The 17468-nt window shown below is 63.5% G+C and carries 16 protein-coding genes; 14 read left to right on the plus strand and 2 right to left on the minus strand.

Annotated elements, in window-relative coordinates; all coding sequences use genetic code 11:
• Nucleotides 1–130: 130 nt before the first annotated feature.
• Nucleotides 131–2821 (plus strand): cystathionine beta-lyase, encoded by a 2691-nt coding sequence (metC, locus tag ABNP31_RS10705; protein WP_350013299.1) that lies wholly within the window; start codon nucleotides 131–133, stop codon nucleotides 2819–2821.
• Here the strand turns inward: metC and ABNP31_RS10710 are convergent, their stop codons facing one another.
• Nucleotides 2822–3763, minus strand: a complete 942-nt coding sequence (locus tag ABNP31_RS10710) for a LysR family transcriptional regulator (RefSeq protein ID WP_085619427.1) — start codon at nucleotides 3761–3763, stop codon at nucleotides 2822–2824.
• Nucleotides 3764–3906: 143 nt separating this feature from the next.
• Between ABNP31_RS10710 and ABNP31_RS10715 the strand changes: the two genes are divergently transcribed.
• From ABNP31_RS10715 to ABNP31_RS10730, 4 genes are all read left to right on the plus strand, one after another.
• Nucleotides 3907–5049, plus strand: coding sequence for an iron-containing alcohol dehydrogenase (locus tag ABNP31_RS10715; RefSeq protein WP_350013300.1), 1143 nt, complete (start codon nucleotides 3907–3909; stop codon nucleotides 5047–5049).
• Between the two features lie 46 nt (nucleotides 5050–5095).
• Nucleotides 5096–6439 (plus strand): MFS transporter, encoded by a 1344-nt coding sequence (locus ABNP31_RS10720; protein WP_238067681.1) that lies wholly within the window; start codon nucleotides 5096–5098, stop codon nucleotides 6437–6439.
• Nucleotides 6440–6681: 242 nt separating this feature from the next.
• Nucleotides 6682–7467, plus strand: a complete 786-nt coding sequence (locus ABNP31_RS10725) for a 2-keto-4-pentenoate hydratase (protein ID WP_085663352.1) — start codon at nucleotides 6682–6684, stop codon at nucleotides 7465–7467.
• A 108-nt stretch (nucleotides 7468–7575) separates the two neighbouring features.
• The gene (locus ABNP31_RS10730; protein ID WP_085588058.1) at nucleotides 7576–7809 is read left to right on the plus strand and encodes a hypothetical protein; all 234 of its coding nucleotides are present in this window, start codon (nucleotides 7576–7578) and stop codon (nucleotides 7807–7809) included.
• Between the two features lie 837 nt (nucleotides 7810–8646).
• Here ABNP31_RS10730 and ABNP31_RS10735 read toward each other — a convergent pair.
• Nucleotides 8647–9024 (minus strand): termination factor Rho, encoded by a 378-nt coding sequence (locus tag ABNP31_RS10735; RefSeq protein WP_075045548.1) that lies wholly within the window; start codon nucleotides 9022–9024, stop codon nucleotides 8647–8649.
• A 289-nt stretch (nucleotides 9025–9313) separates the two neighbouring features.
• Between ABNP31_RS10735 and pstS the strand changes: the two genes are divergently transcribed.
• The 9 genes from pstS (at nucleotide 9314) to ABNP31_RS10780 (ending at nucleotide 17450) form a co-directional block, all read left to right on the plus strand.
• The gene (gene pstS / locus ABNP31_RS10740; RefSeq protein ID WP_085663354.1) at nucleotides 9314–10345 is read left to right on the plus strand and encodes a phosphate ABC transporter substrate-binding protein PstS; all 1032 of its coding nucleotides are present in this window, start codon (nucleotides 9314–9316) and stop codon (nucleotides 10343–10345) included.
• A gap of 72 nt (nucleotides 10346–10417) precedes the next feature.
• Nucleotides 10418–11383 carry a phosphate ABC transporter permease subunit PstC gene (gene pstC / locus ABNP31_RS10745; RefSeq protein ID WP_023661148.1) on the plus strand — a complete coding sequence of 322 codons (966 nt, stop codon included), beginning with the start codon at nucleotides 10418–10420 and terminating at the stop codon, nucleotides 11381–11383.
• The gene (gene pstA, locus ABNP31_RS10750; protein ID WP_024086822.1) at nucleotides 11383–12276 is read left to right on the plus strand and encodes a phosphate ABC transporter permease PstA; all 894 of its coding nucleotides are present in this window, start codon (nucleotides 11383–11385) and stop codon (nucleotides 12274–12276) included. Before pstC ends, pstA begins: the two co-directional genes overlap by 1 nt.
• 75 nt (nucleotides 12277–12351) lie before the next feature.
• Entirely contained in the window at nucleotides 12352–13113 is a 762-nt protein-coding gene (gene pstB / locus ABNP31_RS10755) for a phosphate ABC transporter ATP-binding protein PstB (protein ID WP_031324478.1), read from the plus strand.
• A 93-nt stretch (nucleotides 13114–13206) separates the two neighbouring features.
• Nucleotides 13207–13905: a hypothetical protein gene (locus ABNP31_RS10760; RefSeq protein WP_085616084.1), complete on the plus strand. Its 699-nt coding sequence runs from the start codon at nucleotides 13207–13209 to the stop codon at nucleotides 13903–13905.
• Nucleotides 13905–14504, plus strand: a complete 600-nt coding sequence (locus ABNP31_RS10765; protein WP_350013301.1) for a hypothetical protein — start codon at nucleotides 13905–13907, stop codon at nucleotides 14502–14504. The genes ABNP31_RS10760 and ABNP31_RS10765 overlap by 1 nt, the downstream gene beginning before the upstream one ends.
• Before the next feature lie 159 nt (nucleotides 14505–14663).
• Entirely contained in the window at nucleotides 14664–15218 is a 555-nt protein-coding gene (locus ABNP31_RS10770; RefSeq protein WP_015270026.1) for a helix-turn-helix domain-containing protein, read from the plus strand.
• Between the two features lie 27 nt (nucleotides 15219–15245).
• Nucleotides 15246–16592 carry a glutamine synthetase family protein gene (locus tag ABNP31_RS10775; protein WP_085663357.1) on the plus strand — a complete coding sequence of 449 codons (1347 nt, stop codon included), beginning with the start codon at nucleotides 15246–15248 and terminating at the stop codon, nucleotides 16590–16592.
• A gap of 84 nt (nucleotides 16593–16676) precedes the next feature.
• The gene (locus ABNP31_RS10780; protein ID WP_039613290.1) at nucleotides 16677–17450 is read left to right on the plus strand and encodes a gamma-glutamyl-gamma-aminobutyrate hydrolase family protein; all 774 of its coding nucleotides are present in this window, start codon (nucleotides 16677–16679) and stop codon (nucleotides 17448–17450) included.
• Nucleotides 17451–17468: the final 18 nt, after the last annotated feature.

Below are 17468 nucleotides of genomic sequence, written 5' to 3' on the forward strand. Positions count from 1 at the left end.
GTGAACCCGCTCCCACAAGTAATGCACGGCTTGTAAGCACGGCGCGGTCCCTGTGGGAGCGGGTTCACCCGCGAAGAGGCCGGCACAGGCACCGCATTTTCCCAACCTGATCGACCAAGGACTGCGTCCCATGATCCCCAGCATCACCCCCGCGCACCTGCATGACTGGCTATTCGACGGCCAGGAGATCGCCCTGTTCGACCTGCGCGAACATGGCCAGTACGGCGAAGCTCACCTGTTCTACGCCGTCAACCTGCCGTACAGCCGGCTGGAAATCGAGGCCCCGCGCCTGGCGCCCAACCCGGCGGTGCGGCTGGTGGTCTACGATGCAACCGGCGGCGAGCTGGCGCAGCGCGGCGCCCGGCGGCTGCAGGCCCTGGGCTACACGGCGGTACACTGGCTCGAAGGCGGCAGCCTGGGGTGGCAGGCCGCAGGTTTCGAACTGTTCGCTGGCGTGCACCTGCCATCGAAGGCCTTTGGCGAGCTGGTCGAGCACGCGTGCCACACCCCGCGCATCAGCGCCCCGCAACTGGCCGAATGGCAGCGTCAGGGCAAGCCGCTGGTGCTGCTCGACGGCCGGCCGCTGGACGAGTTCGCCAGGATGAACATCCCCGGCGCCACCTGTTGCCCCAACGGTGAACTGGGCTACCGCCTGGAAGACTTGGTGCAAGACCCGCACACACCAGTAGTGATCAACTGCGCAGGCCGCACGCGCAGCATCATCGGCGCGCAAACGCTGATCAACCTCGGCATCGACAACCCCGTCTATGCCCTGGAAAACGGCACCCAGGGTTGGTACCTGGCGGACCTGCCTCTGGAGCACGGCGGGCAGCGCGGCTATCCGCCCCACAGTGGCCAGGCGTTGGCAAAGCAACGGACGCGAAGCGTGGCCTTGGCGCGCAAGGCGGGGGTGCAGTGGGTGGCGGCAAAGCAGGTGCTGGAATGGCAGCAAGAGGCACAGCGCACGCTGTTCCTGTGCGACGTGCGCACCCCGGAGGAATTTGCCGCCGGCAGCCTGCCCGGTGCGCAACATTGCCCGGGAGGCCAACTGGTGCAGGGCACCGACCTGTACATCGGTGTGCGCAAGGCGCGCGTGGTGCTGTTCGACGACGACGGTGTGCGCGCGCCGGTGGTGGCCAGCTGGCTGCGGCAGATGGGGCATGATGCCTATGTGCTCGAAGGCGGCCTGGGCAGTGGCCTGGCACTACCGGGCAAACCCGGTCTGGCTGTGACCCTGACCGAGGCCAGCGCCGAAGAACTCGACGGCGCCTTGCTGCTGGACCTGCGCTCGAGTACGGCCTACCGCAGGCGCCACCTGCGCGGCGCGCAGTGGGCGATCCGCCCGCAACTGGCCGAGCAGGTGCGCACGCAGTCGCGGCGCCTGGTATTCATTGCCGATGACCCTCGCGTCGCCGAGCTGGCGGCCAGCGAATTGCCCGCTGCACAACGCCAGGCGGCGCGCCTGTTCCCTCGGGCGTTGCAGGCCGGGTGGCCCCAGGTCGAGGATGATGCTTCCCTGGCAGACGCCGCCTGTATCGATTTCCTCTTCTTCGTCCACGACCGCCACGCCGGGAACAAGGAGGCCGCACGCCGTTACCTGGCCTGGGAAACCGGGTTGATCGCGCAGATGAGCGCCGCCGAAGTCGCCAGTTTTGCGCCATTGACCCACGCCGACCCGATCGCCACGCGGTTGGTGCATGCCGGTCGTGGCGAGCCGGGCCAGGGTGCGCATGGCGTCAACCCGCCGGTCAGCCGCCTGAGCACGGTGCTGTTCGACAGCGTCGCCGACCAGCGCGAGGCACGCAGCCGTCGTGACCAGCAACGGGTGCTCAGCTATGGCGCCCGCGGCAACCCCACAGCCTTTGCCCTGGAAGACCTGGTCAGCGAACTGGAAGGCGGCCACCGCACCAAGCTGTTCGCCACCGGGCTGCAGGCCATCGCCCAGACGTTTCTCGCCTACCTGCGCCCCGGCGACCATGTGCTGATCAGCGATGGCGTGTATGGGCCGGTGCGGCGCCTGGCGCGCGAGCTGCTGCAGCCGTTCGGCGTGCAGGTCAGCTATTTTGCCGCGGACGGGCAGGGCCTTGAGGCCGCGCTGCGCCCGAACACGCGCATGGTCTACAGCGAAAGCCCGAGTTCGTTGCTGTACGAACTCAACGACCTGCCGGCCATGGCTGCTCTATGCAAGCCGCGCGGGATCCTGCTGGCGGTCGACAACACCTGGGGTTCGGGCTATCTGCACCAGCCGCTGGCGCTGGGCGCGGACATTTCGGTGATGGCCCTGACCAAATACCTGGGCGGGCACAGCGACGTGATGCTGGGCAGCGTCTGCACCACCCGCGAGGCCTTCGCCGCGTTGTCGCGCAGCAGCGATACCTGCGGTTGCACGGTCAGCCCGGACGATGCCTGGCTGGTACTGCGCGGTGCGCGCAGCCTCGCCAGCCGCATGGCGGTGCACGAGCGCCAGGGCCTGGAAATCGCCCACTGGCTGCAGGCACGAGAGGACGTGGCGCGGGTGTACCACCCGGCGTTGCCGGAGCACCCGGGCCACGCCCTGTGGCGCCGCGACTTCAAGGGCAGCAATGGCCTGCTCAGCATCGAGCTGGCCGACAGCAGCCTGAGCCGGGCGGAAACCTTCATCGATCGCCTGCGCCTGTTCGGCATCGGCGCGTCCTGGGGTGGTTACGAGAGCCTGGTGACCTTGGCCGAGCTGGGCGAGCGAACCTTCGCCACACCCGTGCGTGGGGCCCTGGTGCGCCTGCACGTGGGCCTGGAGGCGGTCAGTTCGCTGCAGCGCGACCTGGACCAGGCGCTACGCTGATCAGCTGTCGGTATGGTGTGCGCCGTGCGGCAGCAGCAGTTCGGCGAGCTTGTCCATGGCCGGTGTCGCCTGGCTGCCTTTGCGGGTGACCAGCTCGTACGGGTCGCTGACCGAGCCCATGGTCAGGGGCAGAATGCGCACCTGTTGGTTCATCGCGCATTGCCGGGCCACGTCGATCGACACCAGTGCCACGAAGTCGGGGCGGTTCTGTAGCAGCGACAAGGTCGCCAGGATCGAGGTGGTTTCCACCAGGTGCAACGGGAAGCGCAGCCCGGCATCGTGGAATTCGCGCTCCAGCTGTACCCGCATCGGCATGTTGGCCCGGTACACGATCCAGCGGCTCTCGGCCAGGTCTGCAAGGTTCAGGTTTTGCGCGTGCTTGAGCGGGTGGTCGATATTGGCGATGACCGCCAGCGTCTCGTCCTGGACAAAGCTGCTGGCAAACAGCTGAGGGCTATTGCTCACGCTGGTGCGGCACAAGGCGACGTCCAGGCGACCGCTCTCGATCTGTGCCAGCAGCGACTGGCTGGTGTCTTCGATGATCTCGAACGACATCTGCGGCTGGATGCTGGCCAACTGCGACACCGCCCTCATCAGCAATGGCACCGCGCCCATGATTGCCCCCACCGCCAGCCGGCCGCCGACCCCGCGCAGGATGGCATCCAGGTCATGCCGCAGGTTTGAAATGTCCGTTTGCACCACGCGCGCGTAGCGGATGGCGCAGTGCCCGGCAGCCGTGGGCTCCAGCCCGCGATTGGTGCGGTTGAACAGCACCGTGCCGAAGGTGGTTTCGATTTCCTGCAACGCCTTGCTCGCTCCGGGCTGGGTAAGCCCGACGCTGCTTGCCGCGCCGAGCAGCGAGCGGTGCTCGTCCAGTTCGATGAGCAGGCGCAGGTGGCGGGCGTGGAGCCTGGACATGATCGAGTTGAGTGAAGGGGTCATCTGGTATGCGTCCGGGTTATACCGATATGGATTGTTCTCAATACCATGGCCAGGCGCGAATTCCTATACTGGCGCTGCACGGTGTCGCATCCAGTGCGGCGGAACCGCCCATAATAATAGCGCCAGGAGGCTGTGAAGGCCCTATGTCCCTGATCAACTACATCACCCAGATCCAGTTCGATATCGGCGCCATTGCGCGCCTGCCTGCCGAGTGCGAGCGCATTGGTATAACCAGGCCTTTGATCGTGACGGACCGTGGCGTGCGTGCTGCCGGTATCGTCGATGTGGCCTTGAGCACCTTCAGTGACAGCAGCGCGCAATTGCCGATCTATGACAGCACGCCGCCCAACCCGAACGAGAACGCCGTGCGTGAAGCGGTTGCCATGTTCCAGGAGTGTGGCTGTGACGGGATCATCGCCATTGGCGGGGGCTCGGCGATCGACCTGGCCAAAGGTGTGGCCGTGTGTGCCAGGCACGACGGCCCATTGAAAAGCTTTGCGGTGATCGAAGGCGGCTTGGCCCGCATTACGGCGGCAACCGCACCGGTAATCGCCGTGCCGACCACGGCGGGCACCGGCAGCGAGGTAGGGCGGGGCGCCATCCTGATTCTCGATGACGGGCGCAAGGTGGGCGTGATCTCACCCCATGTGGTGCCCAAGGCTGCCATCTGCGACCCGGCGCTGACCCTTGGCCTGCCGGCGCAACTCACCGCCGCCACCGGCATGGACGCCATTGCCCACTGCCTGGAAACCTTCATGGCGCCTGCGTTCAACCCGCCCGCTGACGGCATTGCCCTGGACGGGCTGTGGCGCGCTTGGCGCTTCATCGAAACCGCCACCCGCGAGCCCGGCAACCTGGATAGCCGCGTCAACATGATGAGCGCCTCGCTGCAAGGCGCCCTGGCATTCCAGAAGGGCCTGGGCTGCGTACATAGCCTCAGCCACGCACTGGGCGGCATCAACCCACGGCTGCACCACGGCACCCTCAACGCGATCTTCCTGCCCGTCGTCATCACCTTCAACCGCAAGGCCGAGACGGTGCTGAACGAGCACAAGATGCAACGCATCGCCCAGGCGATGGGGCTGGCCGACGAAGGCCAGATCGAAGACGCGATCCGCCACATGACTCGTGCGCTGGGCCTGCCGACCGGGCTGCGCGAGCTGGGCGTCAGCGAAGAGCTGTTCCCGCGCATCATCCAGGGTGCGCTGGCCGATCACAGCCACCGCACCAACCCGCGTGAAGCGTCTGCCGAGGACTACCAGTGGCTGCTTGAGGCATCCATGTAGCTCACTGATCCGCTGTTCAACCAAATAACAACAAAAGTGAACGCCCATGACTACCAAATATGCGCAAGCCGAGCTTGGTCGCGAGCCTGAAGCGATCGCGAGCCCGAACCCGTTCAGGAAGTACCAGGTCATCACCGTCAGCCTGCTGCTGGTGATTGGCATCATCAACTACGTCGACCGCAGCGCGCTGTCGATCGCCAACACCTCGATCCAGCGGGACATGGTGATCACGCCGTCACAAATGGGCATTCTGTTGTCGGCATTTTCCCTGGCATATGCCTTTTCCCAGTTGCCGCTGGGCATGATCATCGACCGCCTGGGCAGCAAGATTTCGCTGGGGGCTGCACTGCTGGGCTGGTCGGTGGCGCAGACGGCCTCCGGCCTGATCAACAGTTTTTCCGCGTTCATCGGGCTGAGGGTGGTGCTGGGGATCGGCGAGGCGCCGATGTTCCCGTCGGCGGCCAAGGCGCTGGCGGAGTGGTTCGAGGCCGAGAAACGCGGCACGCCGACCGGCATCGTGCTGTCATCGACCTGCATCGGGCCGTGCATTGCGCCGCCGTTGCTGACGCTGCTGATGGTCAACTGGGGCTGGCGAGGCATGTTCATAGTCACCGGGGTGTTCGGCATCCTGGTCGCCGCTTGCTGGTTCGCCTTCTATAAAAGCAAGGAACGTTACCTGGCCGAGTTGCCTGCCGAGGAGCGTGAACGCCTGTTGGCGGCCCAGGCGCAGAAGCAGCCAGTGGCAACGGCCAGGCCGAGCATGAAGGCACAACTGGCGGCATGGGCCGAGTTGTTCCGGCACAAGAGCACCTGGGGCGCTGTGCTGGGCTTCATGGGGGTGATCTACATGCTGTGGCTGCACCTGACCTGGTTGCCGGGCTACTTCGAGCGTGAGCACGGGCTGAGCTTGTACAAGACAGCCTGGGTGGTGTCACTGGCCTACGTTTTCGGCGCCCTGGGCACCATTGTGGCGGGCCGTGTGTGCGACCGCCTGGTGAAGAACGGCGCCAGCGTGCTGGGTAGCCGCAAGCGGGTAGTGGTGAGCGCGTTGTTCGCGGCGGCGGCCTTCACCGTGCCGCTATCGTTCGGCAGCGGCTTCATGCTCAGCGTGGCCCTGCTGTGCTGCGCGTTGTTCAGCGTGAACATGGCCAGCTCCACCGCCTGGATGATCGCCAACACCGTCGTGGATAGCCGGCGCGTGGCCTCGTTTGGCTCCATCCAGAATTTCGGCGGTTACCTTGCGGGTTCGGTGGCACCGATCGTGACGGGGTTCAGCATTCAGCAGACCGGGTCGTTTGCCTCGGCGTTCCTGATCAGTGCGGCAGTCGCGGCGGTGGCGGCGATGGCCTACGTATTGCTGCTGAAGCAGCCGGTGTCTGCTGACAGGTAATCCTGTAGGAGCGACCTTGTGTCGCGATGGGCCGCAACGCGGCCCCGGGGTTTCAGCGCAAATGCACGCATTGCCGGGGCCGCTTTGCGGCCCATCGCGACACAAGGCCGCTCCTACACGGGATTGCGTCAGGCAGGGTCATAACGGTTTGTGATGCCAGACATCATGACAATATATTTATCCTTATCAATGCCACGCTCTAGCATCTGTTGCCCGCCATCGCCCATCAATCAAGAGGTCTTATGAACAATTCGCTCTTCATTCCCCAGCGTACCGCGGCATTGTTGCTGCAGCACTGGCTTAGCGGTGAGCTGCTGGCGGAACTGCCCGCCAGCCTCAAACCCGAGACGTTGAAACAGGGCTATGACAGCCAGGACGAGTTGTTTGCGGCCGCCGCAGGCCAGCGCGCCGGGTGGAAGCTGGGTGTCGGCAGCCCCGCAGCCATGCGTGCAGCCAATTTGTCCCGGCCCTTGATTGGCCAGTTGGAGGCGGGGCGTTGTCATGCTGGTGGTGTGCATATCCGGTTGCCGGCAGTTACACCGGTAACCATCGAATGCGAGGTCGCCTTCGTACTGGATCGCGATATTCCACCCCAGGTTGGGCGGGTGCCAGCCAGCGAAGATATTCGCGCAACCTGCGTCACCTTCGAAGTGGTGCGCTCGCGCTTCGTCGATCGCAAGATTGTTGGGTGGCCAAGCTTCGTGGCGGACAACGTTGGGTTTGAAGCGCTGGTGATTGGCAACAGCCTGGCAGCAGGCATCGATGTGCCGTTGCTGGCTGACCTGGCCGAAACCACCGAGGTATACGTAGACGGCCAGTTGCGGGCGCGGGGCTTGTCTGGCGATGCGGCGACCGACCCGTTGGCATCGCTGGCCCACCTTTATGCGCATGCCGCCGAACGTGGCCAGACCCTGAAAGCAGGCGATGTGGTGACTACAGGGGCCATGTGCCAGCCATTCGACCTGAACGAAACAGGGCATCAGGTTAGCGCCAGGTATCTTGGCCAGGAGCTGTTGTTTACGCTGTAGCGATGCCCCAGCCTTTTCGCGGGTAACCACGGCGTTGCGATTGTTTGTATGAGTCACCTTGATGCTTTCCCTTAGCGGTACTAATACTAAGAGACTGCCGGGAGGGGGATGAACATGCAGACGCGCTTTGTTGTGGTTCCCGCTGTGCCGCTCAAGAAAGAGATTTACCCGCGTAGTCTTGGCTTTCCCGCGACGTTAGGGGAGGGTTATGACCTTTATGACACACAAGAAAAGCTGCGCCTGACCTTCAACTACCCGACACGCGCCGAGGCGGAATTCGTATGCGCGTCCCGCAACAGTTGCCGGGATGCCGACGCGGCGGATATCGCCGGGATTGGTTGATGCAGTTGAAGCTTCGCGGAACTTGAGTGCGATGCGGTCCAGGTGGGCGCAACTGACTTGCTCAATTTTTTGAGACGTGCGCGGTCCCTGTGGGAGCGGGTTCACCCGCGAACACCGGCGTAGCCGGTGCCATGGACCGCGTTACATTCTTCGCGGGTAAACCCGCTCCCACAGGGATCGCGCCTGGCCCAAGATCGGCACCATTCCTGTAAAGGCCATAGCCTTGCCCAAGGATCGTGAAGCTTGCACGGCTCGGTGTGGGAGCGGGTTCACCCGCGAACCGGCGTAGCCGGTGCCATGGACCGCGTTACATTCTTCGCGGGTAAACCCGCTCCCACAGGGTTCGCGCCTGGCCCAAGATCGGCACCATTCCTGTAAAGGCCATAGCCTTGCCCAAGGATCGTGAAGCTTGCACGGCGCGGTGTGGGAGCGGGTTCACCCGCGAACACCGGCGTAGCCGGTGCCATGCACCGCGTTGCATTCTTCGCGGGTAAACCCGCTCCCACAGGGATCGCGCCTGGCCCGAGATCGGCACCATTCCTGTAAAGGCCATAGCCTTGCCCAAGGATCGTGAAGCTTGCACGGCTCGGTGTGGGAGCGGGTTCACCCGCGAACACCGGCGTAGCCAGTGCCATGCACCGCGTTGCATTCTTCGCGGGTAAACCCGCTCCCACAGGGTTCGCGCCTGGCCCAAGATCGGCACCATTCCTGTAAAGGCCATAGCCTTGCCCAAAGATCGTGAAGCTTGCACGGCTCGGTGTGGGAGCGGGTTCACCGCGAACACCGGCGTAGCCGGTGCCATGCACCGCGTTACATTCGCCGGGCCGGGGGCTTGTGTCATGCGTGTTTGAGCGCTTCCACCAATTGCGCCTTGGTCATGGTGGAGCGCCCCTTGATGTCTTTGCTGCGCGCTTCCTTCATCAGGCTCTGCTTGCTCTGGGTTTCCAGGGAACTGCCCGATGTGCGGGAATGACCCTGGCGTGACTTCGCCGCCCGTTTGGCCGAGTCCGAGCGAGCAGTTTTCTTCTCGCTGGAAGAGGTGGCCTTGCCCGAGCCGCCTTTCTTCTCGCCACCACCGGACTGTTTGTTGACGGTGGCCCAGGCGCGTGCTTCGGCCTGGTCTTCCGGCACGCCTTTGTGCTCGTAGCTTTCCTCGATATGTTCGGCCTTGCGCTTCTGCTTGTCGGTGTACTTGTCCTTGTCGCCGCGTGGCATGGCATTCACTCCCGTCTGGTTCGCATGAGCGGTTGAATGCCGCGGCAACACCCGAGTGCCCGGTAATCGACCAGCGGTGCCAGGAAACCTGTCGCCCACTCGAAACAGTCATTCAACCGACACATCGAGGCCTTAGGGTTGAGACAGGAACCCGTCCAGGGCTCTGCTCACTGATGTTGCCGTGATGGCGCCGCCAGACGGCTCTACCGTGCGGCTTGCCATTCATTGGTCACAAAGCTGTAACATTGCTGCTGCAAAGTGTGCCGGCCATCACACGGAGCGCTTTTCGATGATACGCCTGATGAAGTCTGCTGCACTCGCCGTTGCCGTTTCGCTTTGCGCCACTTCGGCATCCTTCGCCGCAGAGAACGTCCGCCTGACCGGTTCCGGCGCCAGCTTCCCGGCACCGATCTACCTGACCTGGTTCAAGGCCTTCAGCAAGGAAACCGACGGTGTCACCGTTGACTACCAGTCCAAGGGGAGCGGGGCGGGTGTTCAGGACTTTCTGAACAAGACCGTCGACTTCGCCGCCAGCGACTCGGCAATGAAAGCCGAAGAAATCGCCAAGGTCGGCGAGGGCGTGCAGTTGCTGCCAATGACCGCCGGTGAAATCGTCCTGGCTTACAACCTGCCGGGCAACCCTAAAGGGCTGAAGCTGCCACGCGATGTGTACTCCAACATCTTCCTCGGCAAGATCACCCAGTGGAACGACCCGCAGATCGTCGCGGCCAACCCTGAGCTGAAACTGCCAGCCACCCCGATCACCGTGGTCGTGCGTGCCGACTCCAGCGGTACCACTGCGGTATTCACCAAGCACCTGTCGGCCATCAACGCTGACTTCAAGCAAGCGCTGGGTGAAGGCAACACCGTCAACTGGCCGGCCAGCGACAAGTTCATCAAGTCGCCGAAGAACGACGGCGTAACCGCCACCGTCCGCCAGACCCCAGGCGCCATCGGCTACATCGAATACGGCTTCGCCAAGCTGGCCAAGGTCGACTTCGCCCAGCTGCAGAACAAGGCCGGCCAGTACGTCGTGCCGAACGCCGAGAGCGGTGCCGAGGCGCTGGCTGCGGTGCAGATGCCGGAGAACCTGGTGGCCTGGCTGCCTGACCCGGACGGTGCCAAGTCCTACCCGATCACCTCCTACACCTGGATGATCTTCCGCAAGGACAACGGTAACCCGGCCAAGGCCAAGGCCATGCGCGAAATGGTCGAATACAGCCTGACCAAAGGCCAGAAGATCGCCGACTCGATGGGCTACATCCCGCTGCCAGCGTCGGTTGTCGATCAGGTACGCAAAGCGTCCGCCAACATCCAGTAACACGCCCAGGCGCTCCCGGTGTGGTCTGGCGGCCATGCCGGGTGTGTTTGCCCTCTGTCCCGGAACTTGCCAATGAACACTCCTTTTGCCATCCCGGCTAACCCCGACTCTGCGTGCCAGCCACCGTCTGCGAAAGACTTCCTGGTTGATCGCACCTTCCGTGCGCTTGCACGCATCGGTGTGGTGCTGGTGCTGGCGCTGGTCTTCGCGCTGGTCTACGAAGTGGGCCGCAAGGCACTGCCAGGCATCGAGAAGCACGGCTTTGACGTGCTGTTCGGCAGTGTCTGGGACGTCAACCAAGGCAAGTACGGTATTCTGCCAGCGATCTGGGGCACCCTCTACAGCGCCCTGATCGCCCTGTTGATCGCCGGTTTCTTCGGCGTCAGCATGGCCATTTTCCTGACCCAGGACTTCCTCCCGGCCCGGCTGGCGGCGGTGTTCCGCACCATCGTCGAGCTGCTCGCTGCCATCCCCAGCGTCGTCTACGGCCTGTGGGGGATCTATGTGGTCATCCCGGCCATTCGCCCGCTGACCACCTGGCTGAACAGCGAACTGGGCTGGATTCCCTTTTTCGGTACTTCCCTGAGCGGCCCGGGGCTGCTGCCTGCCGCGCTGGTACTGGCGATCATGATTCTGCCGACCATCGCCGCCGTTTCGCAGGACGCCCTGACCAGCGTGCCGATGAAGACCAAGCAGGCCGCCTACGGCCTGGGCGCCACCCACTGGGAGGCCATCCTCAAGGTAATGGTGCCATCGGCAGCCACCGGCATCTTCGGTTCGCTGGTGCTCGGCCTGGGCCGTGCGCTGGGTGAAACCATGGCGCTGGCCATGCTGGTGGGTAACGCCAACAACATTTCCCTGTCCTTGTTCGCCCCGGCCAACACGCTGGCGGCCTTGCTGGCGCTGAACTTCCCGGAGGCCGGCCCGAACGAGATCGAGGTGCTGATGTACGCGGCACTGGTACTGATGTTCATCACCCTGGCGGTGAACGTACTCGGCTCGATGATCATGCTCTACGCCCAGCGGGGTAACAAATGATGACCAACCTCACCACCCCTGCAAACGCGTTGCCCAGCCTGCAGCGCAAGCTGGAAGGCCGTTCCCTGCGCAGCCTGGTATTGACCACGCTGGCATGGTTCGCGGCGCTGGTGGCCAGCGTGCCGCTGATTTCCGTGCTGTACATGCTGATCACCCGCGGCGGCGCACGCCTCAACCTGGAGGTGTTCACCGAGTTGCCGCCCACCGGCTTCGAGATGGGCGGGGGCTTTGGCAACGCCATGGCCGGTACTTTCGTCATGGTCGGCATTGCTGCCGCCATCGCCGTACCGGTCGGTATTCTGGCCGCGGTGTTCCTGGCCGAACTCGGCCCGGACAGCAAGCTGGCCAACGCCGCGCGCTTCGCCGCCAAGATGCTCACCGGCCTGCCGTCGATCCTGGCCGGCGTGTTCGCCTACGCCTTGGTGGTGATGACCACCGGCACCTACTCCGCCCCGGCAGGTGGTGTGGCCCTGGCGGTACTGATGCTGCCCATCGTCGTGCTGACCGCTGAAGAGTCGATGAAGATGGTGCCCAAGATCATGAAGGATGCCGCCTACGGCATGGGCTGCACCCGTGCCCAGGTGATCTGGAAAATCGTCCTGCCCACCGGCCTGCCGGCCATCCTGACCGGCGTCATGCTGGCCGTGGCCCGTGCCGCCGGCGAGACCGCGCCGCTGCTGTTCACCGCGCTGTTCAGCAACTACTGGATCCTGCATGACGGCGACCTGGCAGTCATGAACCCGACGGCCTCGCTGGCCGTACTGATCTACAACTTCTCCGGCATGCCATTCGACAACCAGCTCGAGCTCGCCTGGGCGGCCTCGCTGGTACTGGTGATGATCGTGCTGGTAATCAACATTCTGAGCCGAGTATTCGGCAAGCCCAAGTATTGAGAAAGGGAGCATCCGACCTTGAACGTATCCACTGCGCCAAAAGCCGCTCCCGTGGTCAGCGAAGCCCCCATCGTCATGGACTGCAAGCTGGACAAGATCTTCTACGGCAACTTCATGGCCGTTCGCGACAGCCATGTGCCGATCCGCAAGAACGAGATCACCGGTTTCATCGGGCCGTCCGGCTGCGGCAAGAGTACCGTGCTGCGTAGCCTCAACCGCATGAACGACCTGGTGAAGGGCTTCCGCTTCGAAGGCCATGTGCACTTCCTGGGCCAGGATGTCTACGGCAAGGGCGTCGACCCTGTGGTGGTGCGCCGCTACATCGGCATGGTGTTCCAGCAGCCCAACCCGTTCTCGATGAGCATCTTCGACAACGTCGCCTTCGGCCTGCGCCTGAACCGCTACAAGGGCGACATCGGCGACCGCGTCAAGCACGCACTGCAGGGTGCCGCGCTGTGGGACGAGGTGAAGGACAAGCTCAAGGTCAGCGGCCTGGCCCTGTCCGGCGGCCAGCAACAGCGTCTGTGCATCGCCCGCGCCATCGCCACCGAGCCGGAAGTGCTGCTGCTGGACGAACCCTGCTCGGCACTCGACCCGATTGCCACCCGCCGGGTGGAGGAGCTGATGGTCGAATTGAAAAAGGACTACACCATCGCCCTGGTGACCCACAACATGCAGCAGGCGATTCGTGTGGCCGACACCACTGCGTTCTTCTCGGTCGACATCTCCAAGGGCACCCGTACCGGTTACCTGGTCGAAATGGGCCCGACCACGCAGATTTTCCAGAACCCGCGTGAGCAGCTGACCGCCGACTACATCAGCGGCAAGTTCAGCTGAGGCCGTACCTGCCAAGGTGGCCGGGTGTTGCAGTCAGGAAGGCTGCAACACCCGGCCGCATTACCTTCCCCCAAGTGTTACCAGGGATTTCCAATGCCAGCGACGCGTCGTCTTGATCTGCCAGCGGTAGAGCGCGCACTGCGTGAGGTGCAGGCCCGCTTTGCCGAACTCAGCCAGCATTTCACCGAACCGCGGGATCCATTCACCGACGAGGTGCTGCTGAATGTGGTTGAAGGCTATGCCCTGATTGACGACTATGTCGCCCGGGGTGTCGACCTTTTCGACCTGCAGCAGCTGAACCTGATGCTGGAGATCAATGCCACCGTGCTGTGCGGCAGCGACCCGGCACGCAGGCTGGAATTTGCCCCGCACCTGGCGGCGACCGAGGCGCACTTTTTCAATAATGTGGAGGGCGGCATCAAGGACCTCTACAACTGGTATTGCTCGTATGGCAGCGACTCGATCTGGAAGCGCGCGGCGGGTGTCTACGTTCGAATTCTGAGCAAGCCGCAGCTGTTCATCGAAGGCAACAACCGCACAGGGTCGCTCATTGTCAGCTACTTGCTGATGCGCGCGGGGCTACCACCATTCGTGCTGTCGCTGGACAACGCCGAGGGTTACTTCAACCCGTCCTCGGTCATACGCAACTCCGCCAAGCATGGGGTCAAGGCTTTGTACGAACTACCCAAGATCAAGAAAAAGTATGCAGCTTTCCTTGAAGCGCACGCGCCCGAGCCCGGCAAGTTCTTCCTCGGCGGCGCATCCATGCCTGCGCGCGAGAGGTGCCGCTGATGCAAAGCCCTTCTCTGCTCCAGCGCGGGCGGCAAGCCATCGAGCGCACGTTCAATCGCCCGCAGGTACGCATTTCGTTCGATATCGACGACACGCTCGCCTGCCAGGCCGAGCACGCCGCCGCCGAGCACAGCAAGCTGCCGGCGTTCGTCCACCGCTGGTTGGGTGAACCCCTGCGCAGTGGCACGCGCTCGCTGATTCGCGACCTGCGCCGCCAGGGTTGCAGCATCTGGATCTACACCTCGTCGGGGCGCACGCCGTCCTACATCCGCCGTTGGTTGATGCTCTACGGTATCCGCGTCGATGGCGTGGTCAACAGTGACCGGCACCAGCATATCCTGGCCGTGAACGGGCTTGAGAATGCGCCCTCGAAGTTGCCGTCGGCCTTCGATATCGACCTGCATGTCGATGATTCCGAGGGCGTGCGGCTGGAAGGCGTCGACCACGGTTTTCGCGTGGTGGTGGTGTGCCCCAAGGATGAGAACTGGGCGCAGAAAGTGATGGATGCGGCGGTCGATGTCCAGGCACAGCTGGCCTGGCAGCAACCGCACCGCTATGAAATGCCGGTACGGCAGCGTTCGCAGGCCCTCGCTTCCTGAGGGCTTCAAGGTACTTTTCTCGTTACGCCTCTTCGCTACTTGTTGCCCCCCATACCTCCATTCGCGGCTTCCCATTTTCAGCTTCGGCTTGACTCGTGAAATTTTTCATGTAATTTTTCATGAAAAATAACTCTAAAAATTTCACGGCAGTCTCAAACGATGAAGATGCACGAAGAGGTTGAAGCCCTCGCGATCCTTATTCACGACCTGCGCAAATTCAAGAACCTGACCCTGGGCGAACTGGCCGAGCGCATCAACCGCTCGGTCGGCTTTCTGTCCCAGGTCGAGCGCGGTGTTTCGCGCCCTACCGTGGCCGACCTCACCGCCATCAGTGAAGCGCTCGGCGTATCCACCGCGTACTTCTACAACCTGAGCAAGCCGCGCAGCGTCAGCTGGGTCACGCGCCCCCACGAGCGGCGCACGCTGTACCTCGAGTCGGGCATTACCGATGTGCTGGCTTCGCCCACCATTGGCGGCGCGTTCTCCATGCTCGACAGCCATCTCGAGCCAGGCGCCAGCAGTGGCGAGCTGTACCTGACTGACCGTTCCGAGCAGGGCTGTTTCGTGCTCGAAGGCGAACTCACGGTCTGGCTGGACCACGGCGACGCCGTGACCCTGCAGGCCAACGACTGCTTCCAGCTGCACCCCCACGCGCAGTTCCGTTACGCCAACCTGACGGAAAAAGCCACCCGCGTGCTCTGGGTCTTCAACTGAATTCGTTCACCTCACAAGGACAAGAAGATGAGTGTCGTCTTTCCGGATCTGCTGACTGAAGTGCGCTCGTTCCGAGCGCAGCACCCAGAAATACGTTATGTCGACCTGATTGCGCTGGATATTCCCGGGCACTTCTACGGCAAGCGCTACCCCATGGACATGCTGGAAAAAGTCGCAGCCGGCGCGCCGCTGAAGTTGCCGCAGAACTGCGTGCTGCTGGGCACCCAGGGTGGCCTCTACCCGATCGGTGACTACTGCTTCGCCGACGGCGACCCGGATGCCGCCCGCCGCCTGGTGCCGGGTTCCCTCAAGCCGGTGCGCTGGGAAAAGGAACCGATCGCGCAGATGCTCATCACCTCCGACGGCACTGCCAAGCCCATCGAGTTCGAGCCCCGTGAAGTGCTGGCCCGGGTGATCCAGCGCCTGGCCAGGCGCGGCATTCGCCCGGTGGTGGCCTTCGAGCTGGAGTTCTACCTGTTCGACCGCAAGCTCGACAACGGCCTGCCACAGTACCCACGCGACAAGGCGACCGACGACCACGACGACCAGCCGAACATGCACATCGAGCGGTTGTCGCGTTTCGCACCGGTGCTGCACGAGATGGTCGATGGCGCCAACGAGCAGGGCGTGCCGGCGAACGTCATCACCGCAGAGCTGGGCCCCGGCCAGTTCGAGATCAACTTCTCGCACAGCGACGATGCCATGAGCGCTGCGGACTGGTCGGCGCTGTTCTGCCGCAGTACCCGCGGTATCGCGATGAAGCACGGCTACCGAGCCAGCTTCATGAGCAAGCCGTACCTCGACGCGCCGGGCAGCGGCATGCATGTGCACGTCAGCCTGTACGACAACGCCGGCAACAACATCCTGGCCGGCGATGACCAGCGCAAGCTGCGCCATGCGGTGGCAGGGTGCCTGGAGCTGCTGCCGCACTGCATGCCGATCTTCGCCCCCAACCACAATGCCTACCGCCGTTACGGCGCCATGGTCAACGCGGCGAGCAAGGCCAGCTGGGGTTTCGAAGATCGCGATGCGTGTATTCGCATCCCCGAGTCCGACCCGCGCAACCTGCGCATCGAACACCGCCTAGCCGGTGCCGATGCCAACCCGTACCTGGTGCTGGCGGCCATCCTGACCGGGATGGAGCATGGCCTGGAACGTGGCGTCGAGCCCATTGCCCCGCTGAACGACAACCGCCAGAGCGGCATCGAGTTCCCCAAGGATGCCTTCAGTGCCCTGGCGGCCATGCGTCACCACCCGGAGGTGAACGAGGGCCTGGGCAGTGAATTCGTGATGGTCTACTGCGAAAACAAATACCAGGAGCAACTGGACTTCATGCGCCACATCGATGCCCGCGAATACCGCTGGTTCCTGTAGCTGCCGGGGTTGGTGCAGCGCCGCTGCACCCTGCCTTTCTACCGTTTCAATACAACGCGCAATATGGATTTGCCGGAGGAAGATATGCCACGTGTGCCCGTTATCGGCATTACCGCATGCACCAGCATGATCGAGCTGCATGCAACCCAGACCATCAGCGAGAAGTACGCGCGCGCGGCGGCCAAGGCAGCGTGCGGGCTGCCCATCGTGATACCCAGCCTCGCAGACCTGATGGACAGCGCCGATATTCTCGACGTGGTGGATGGGCTGATCTTCACCGGTTCGCCGTCCAACATCGAACCGTTGCACTACAACGGCCCGGCCAGTGCAGCGGGCACCCATCACGACCCGCTGCGTGATGCCACCACCTTGCCGCTGATGCGTGCGGCCATCGCCGCCGGTGTGCCGGTGCTCGGCATCTGCCGTGGCTTCCAGGAAATGAACGTGGCGCTGGGCGGCACCCTGCACCAGAAGGTGCATGAGACCGGCATGTTCATGGACCACCGCGAAAGCAAGGGTGAGCCCATCGAAAAGCAATACGGCCCGCGTCACGCCCTGCATATAGAACCCGGCGGCATGCTCGACCGCATGGGTTTGCCGGCGGTTATCGATGTCAATTCCATCCACGGCCAGGGCATCGATGTACTGGCCCCCGGGCTGAGGGTGGAGGCGCTGGCACCCGATGGTCTGGTGGAAGCTGTTTCGGTCGAGAACAGCAAGGGTTTTGCCCTGGCCGTGCAATGGCACCCCGAGTACCAGGTCATGGACAACCCGCATTACCTGACCATCTTCCAGTCCTTTGGCAAGGCCTGCCGGCATCGCTCGGTATTGCGCCAGATGCTGTTGAAGTCCGCCTGACAGCGATCTATCCCAAAT

Origin of the sequence: Pseudomonas asiatica, assembly GCF_040214835.1 — a bacterium.
GTDB classification, from domain to species: domain Bacteria; phylum Pseudomonadota; class Gammaproteobacteria; order Pseudomonadales; family Pseudomonadaceae; genus Aquipseudomonas; species Aquipseudomonas putida_Z.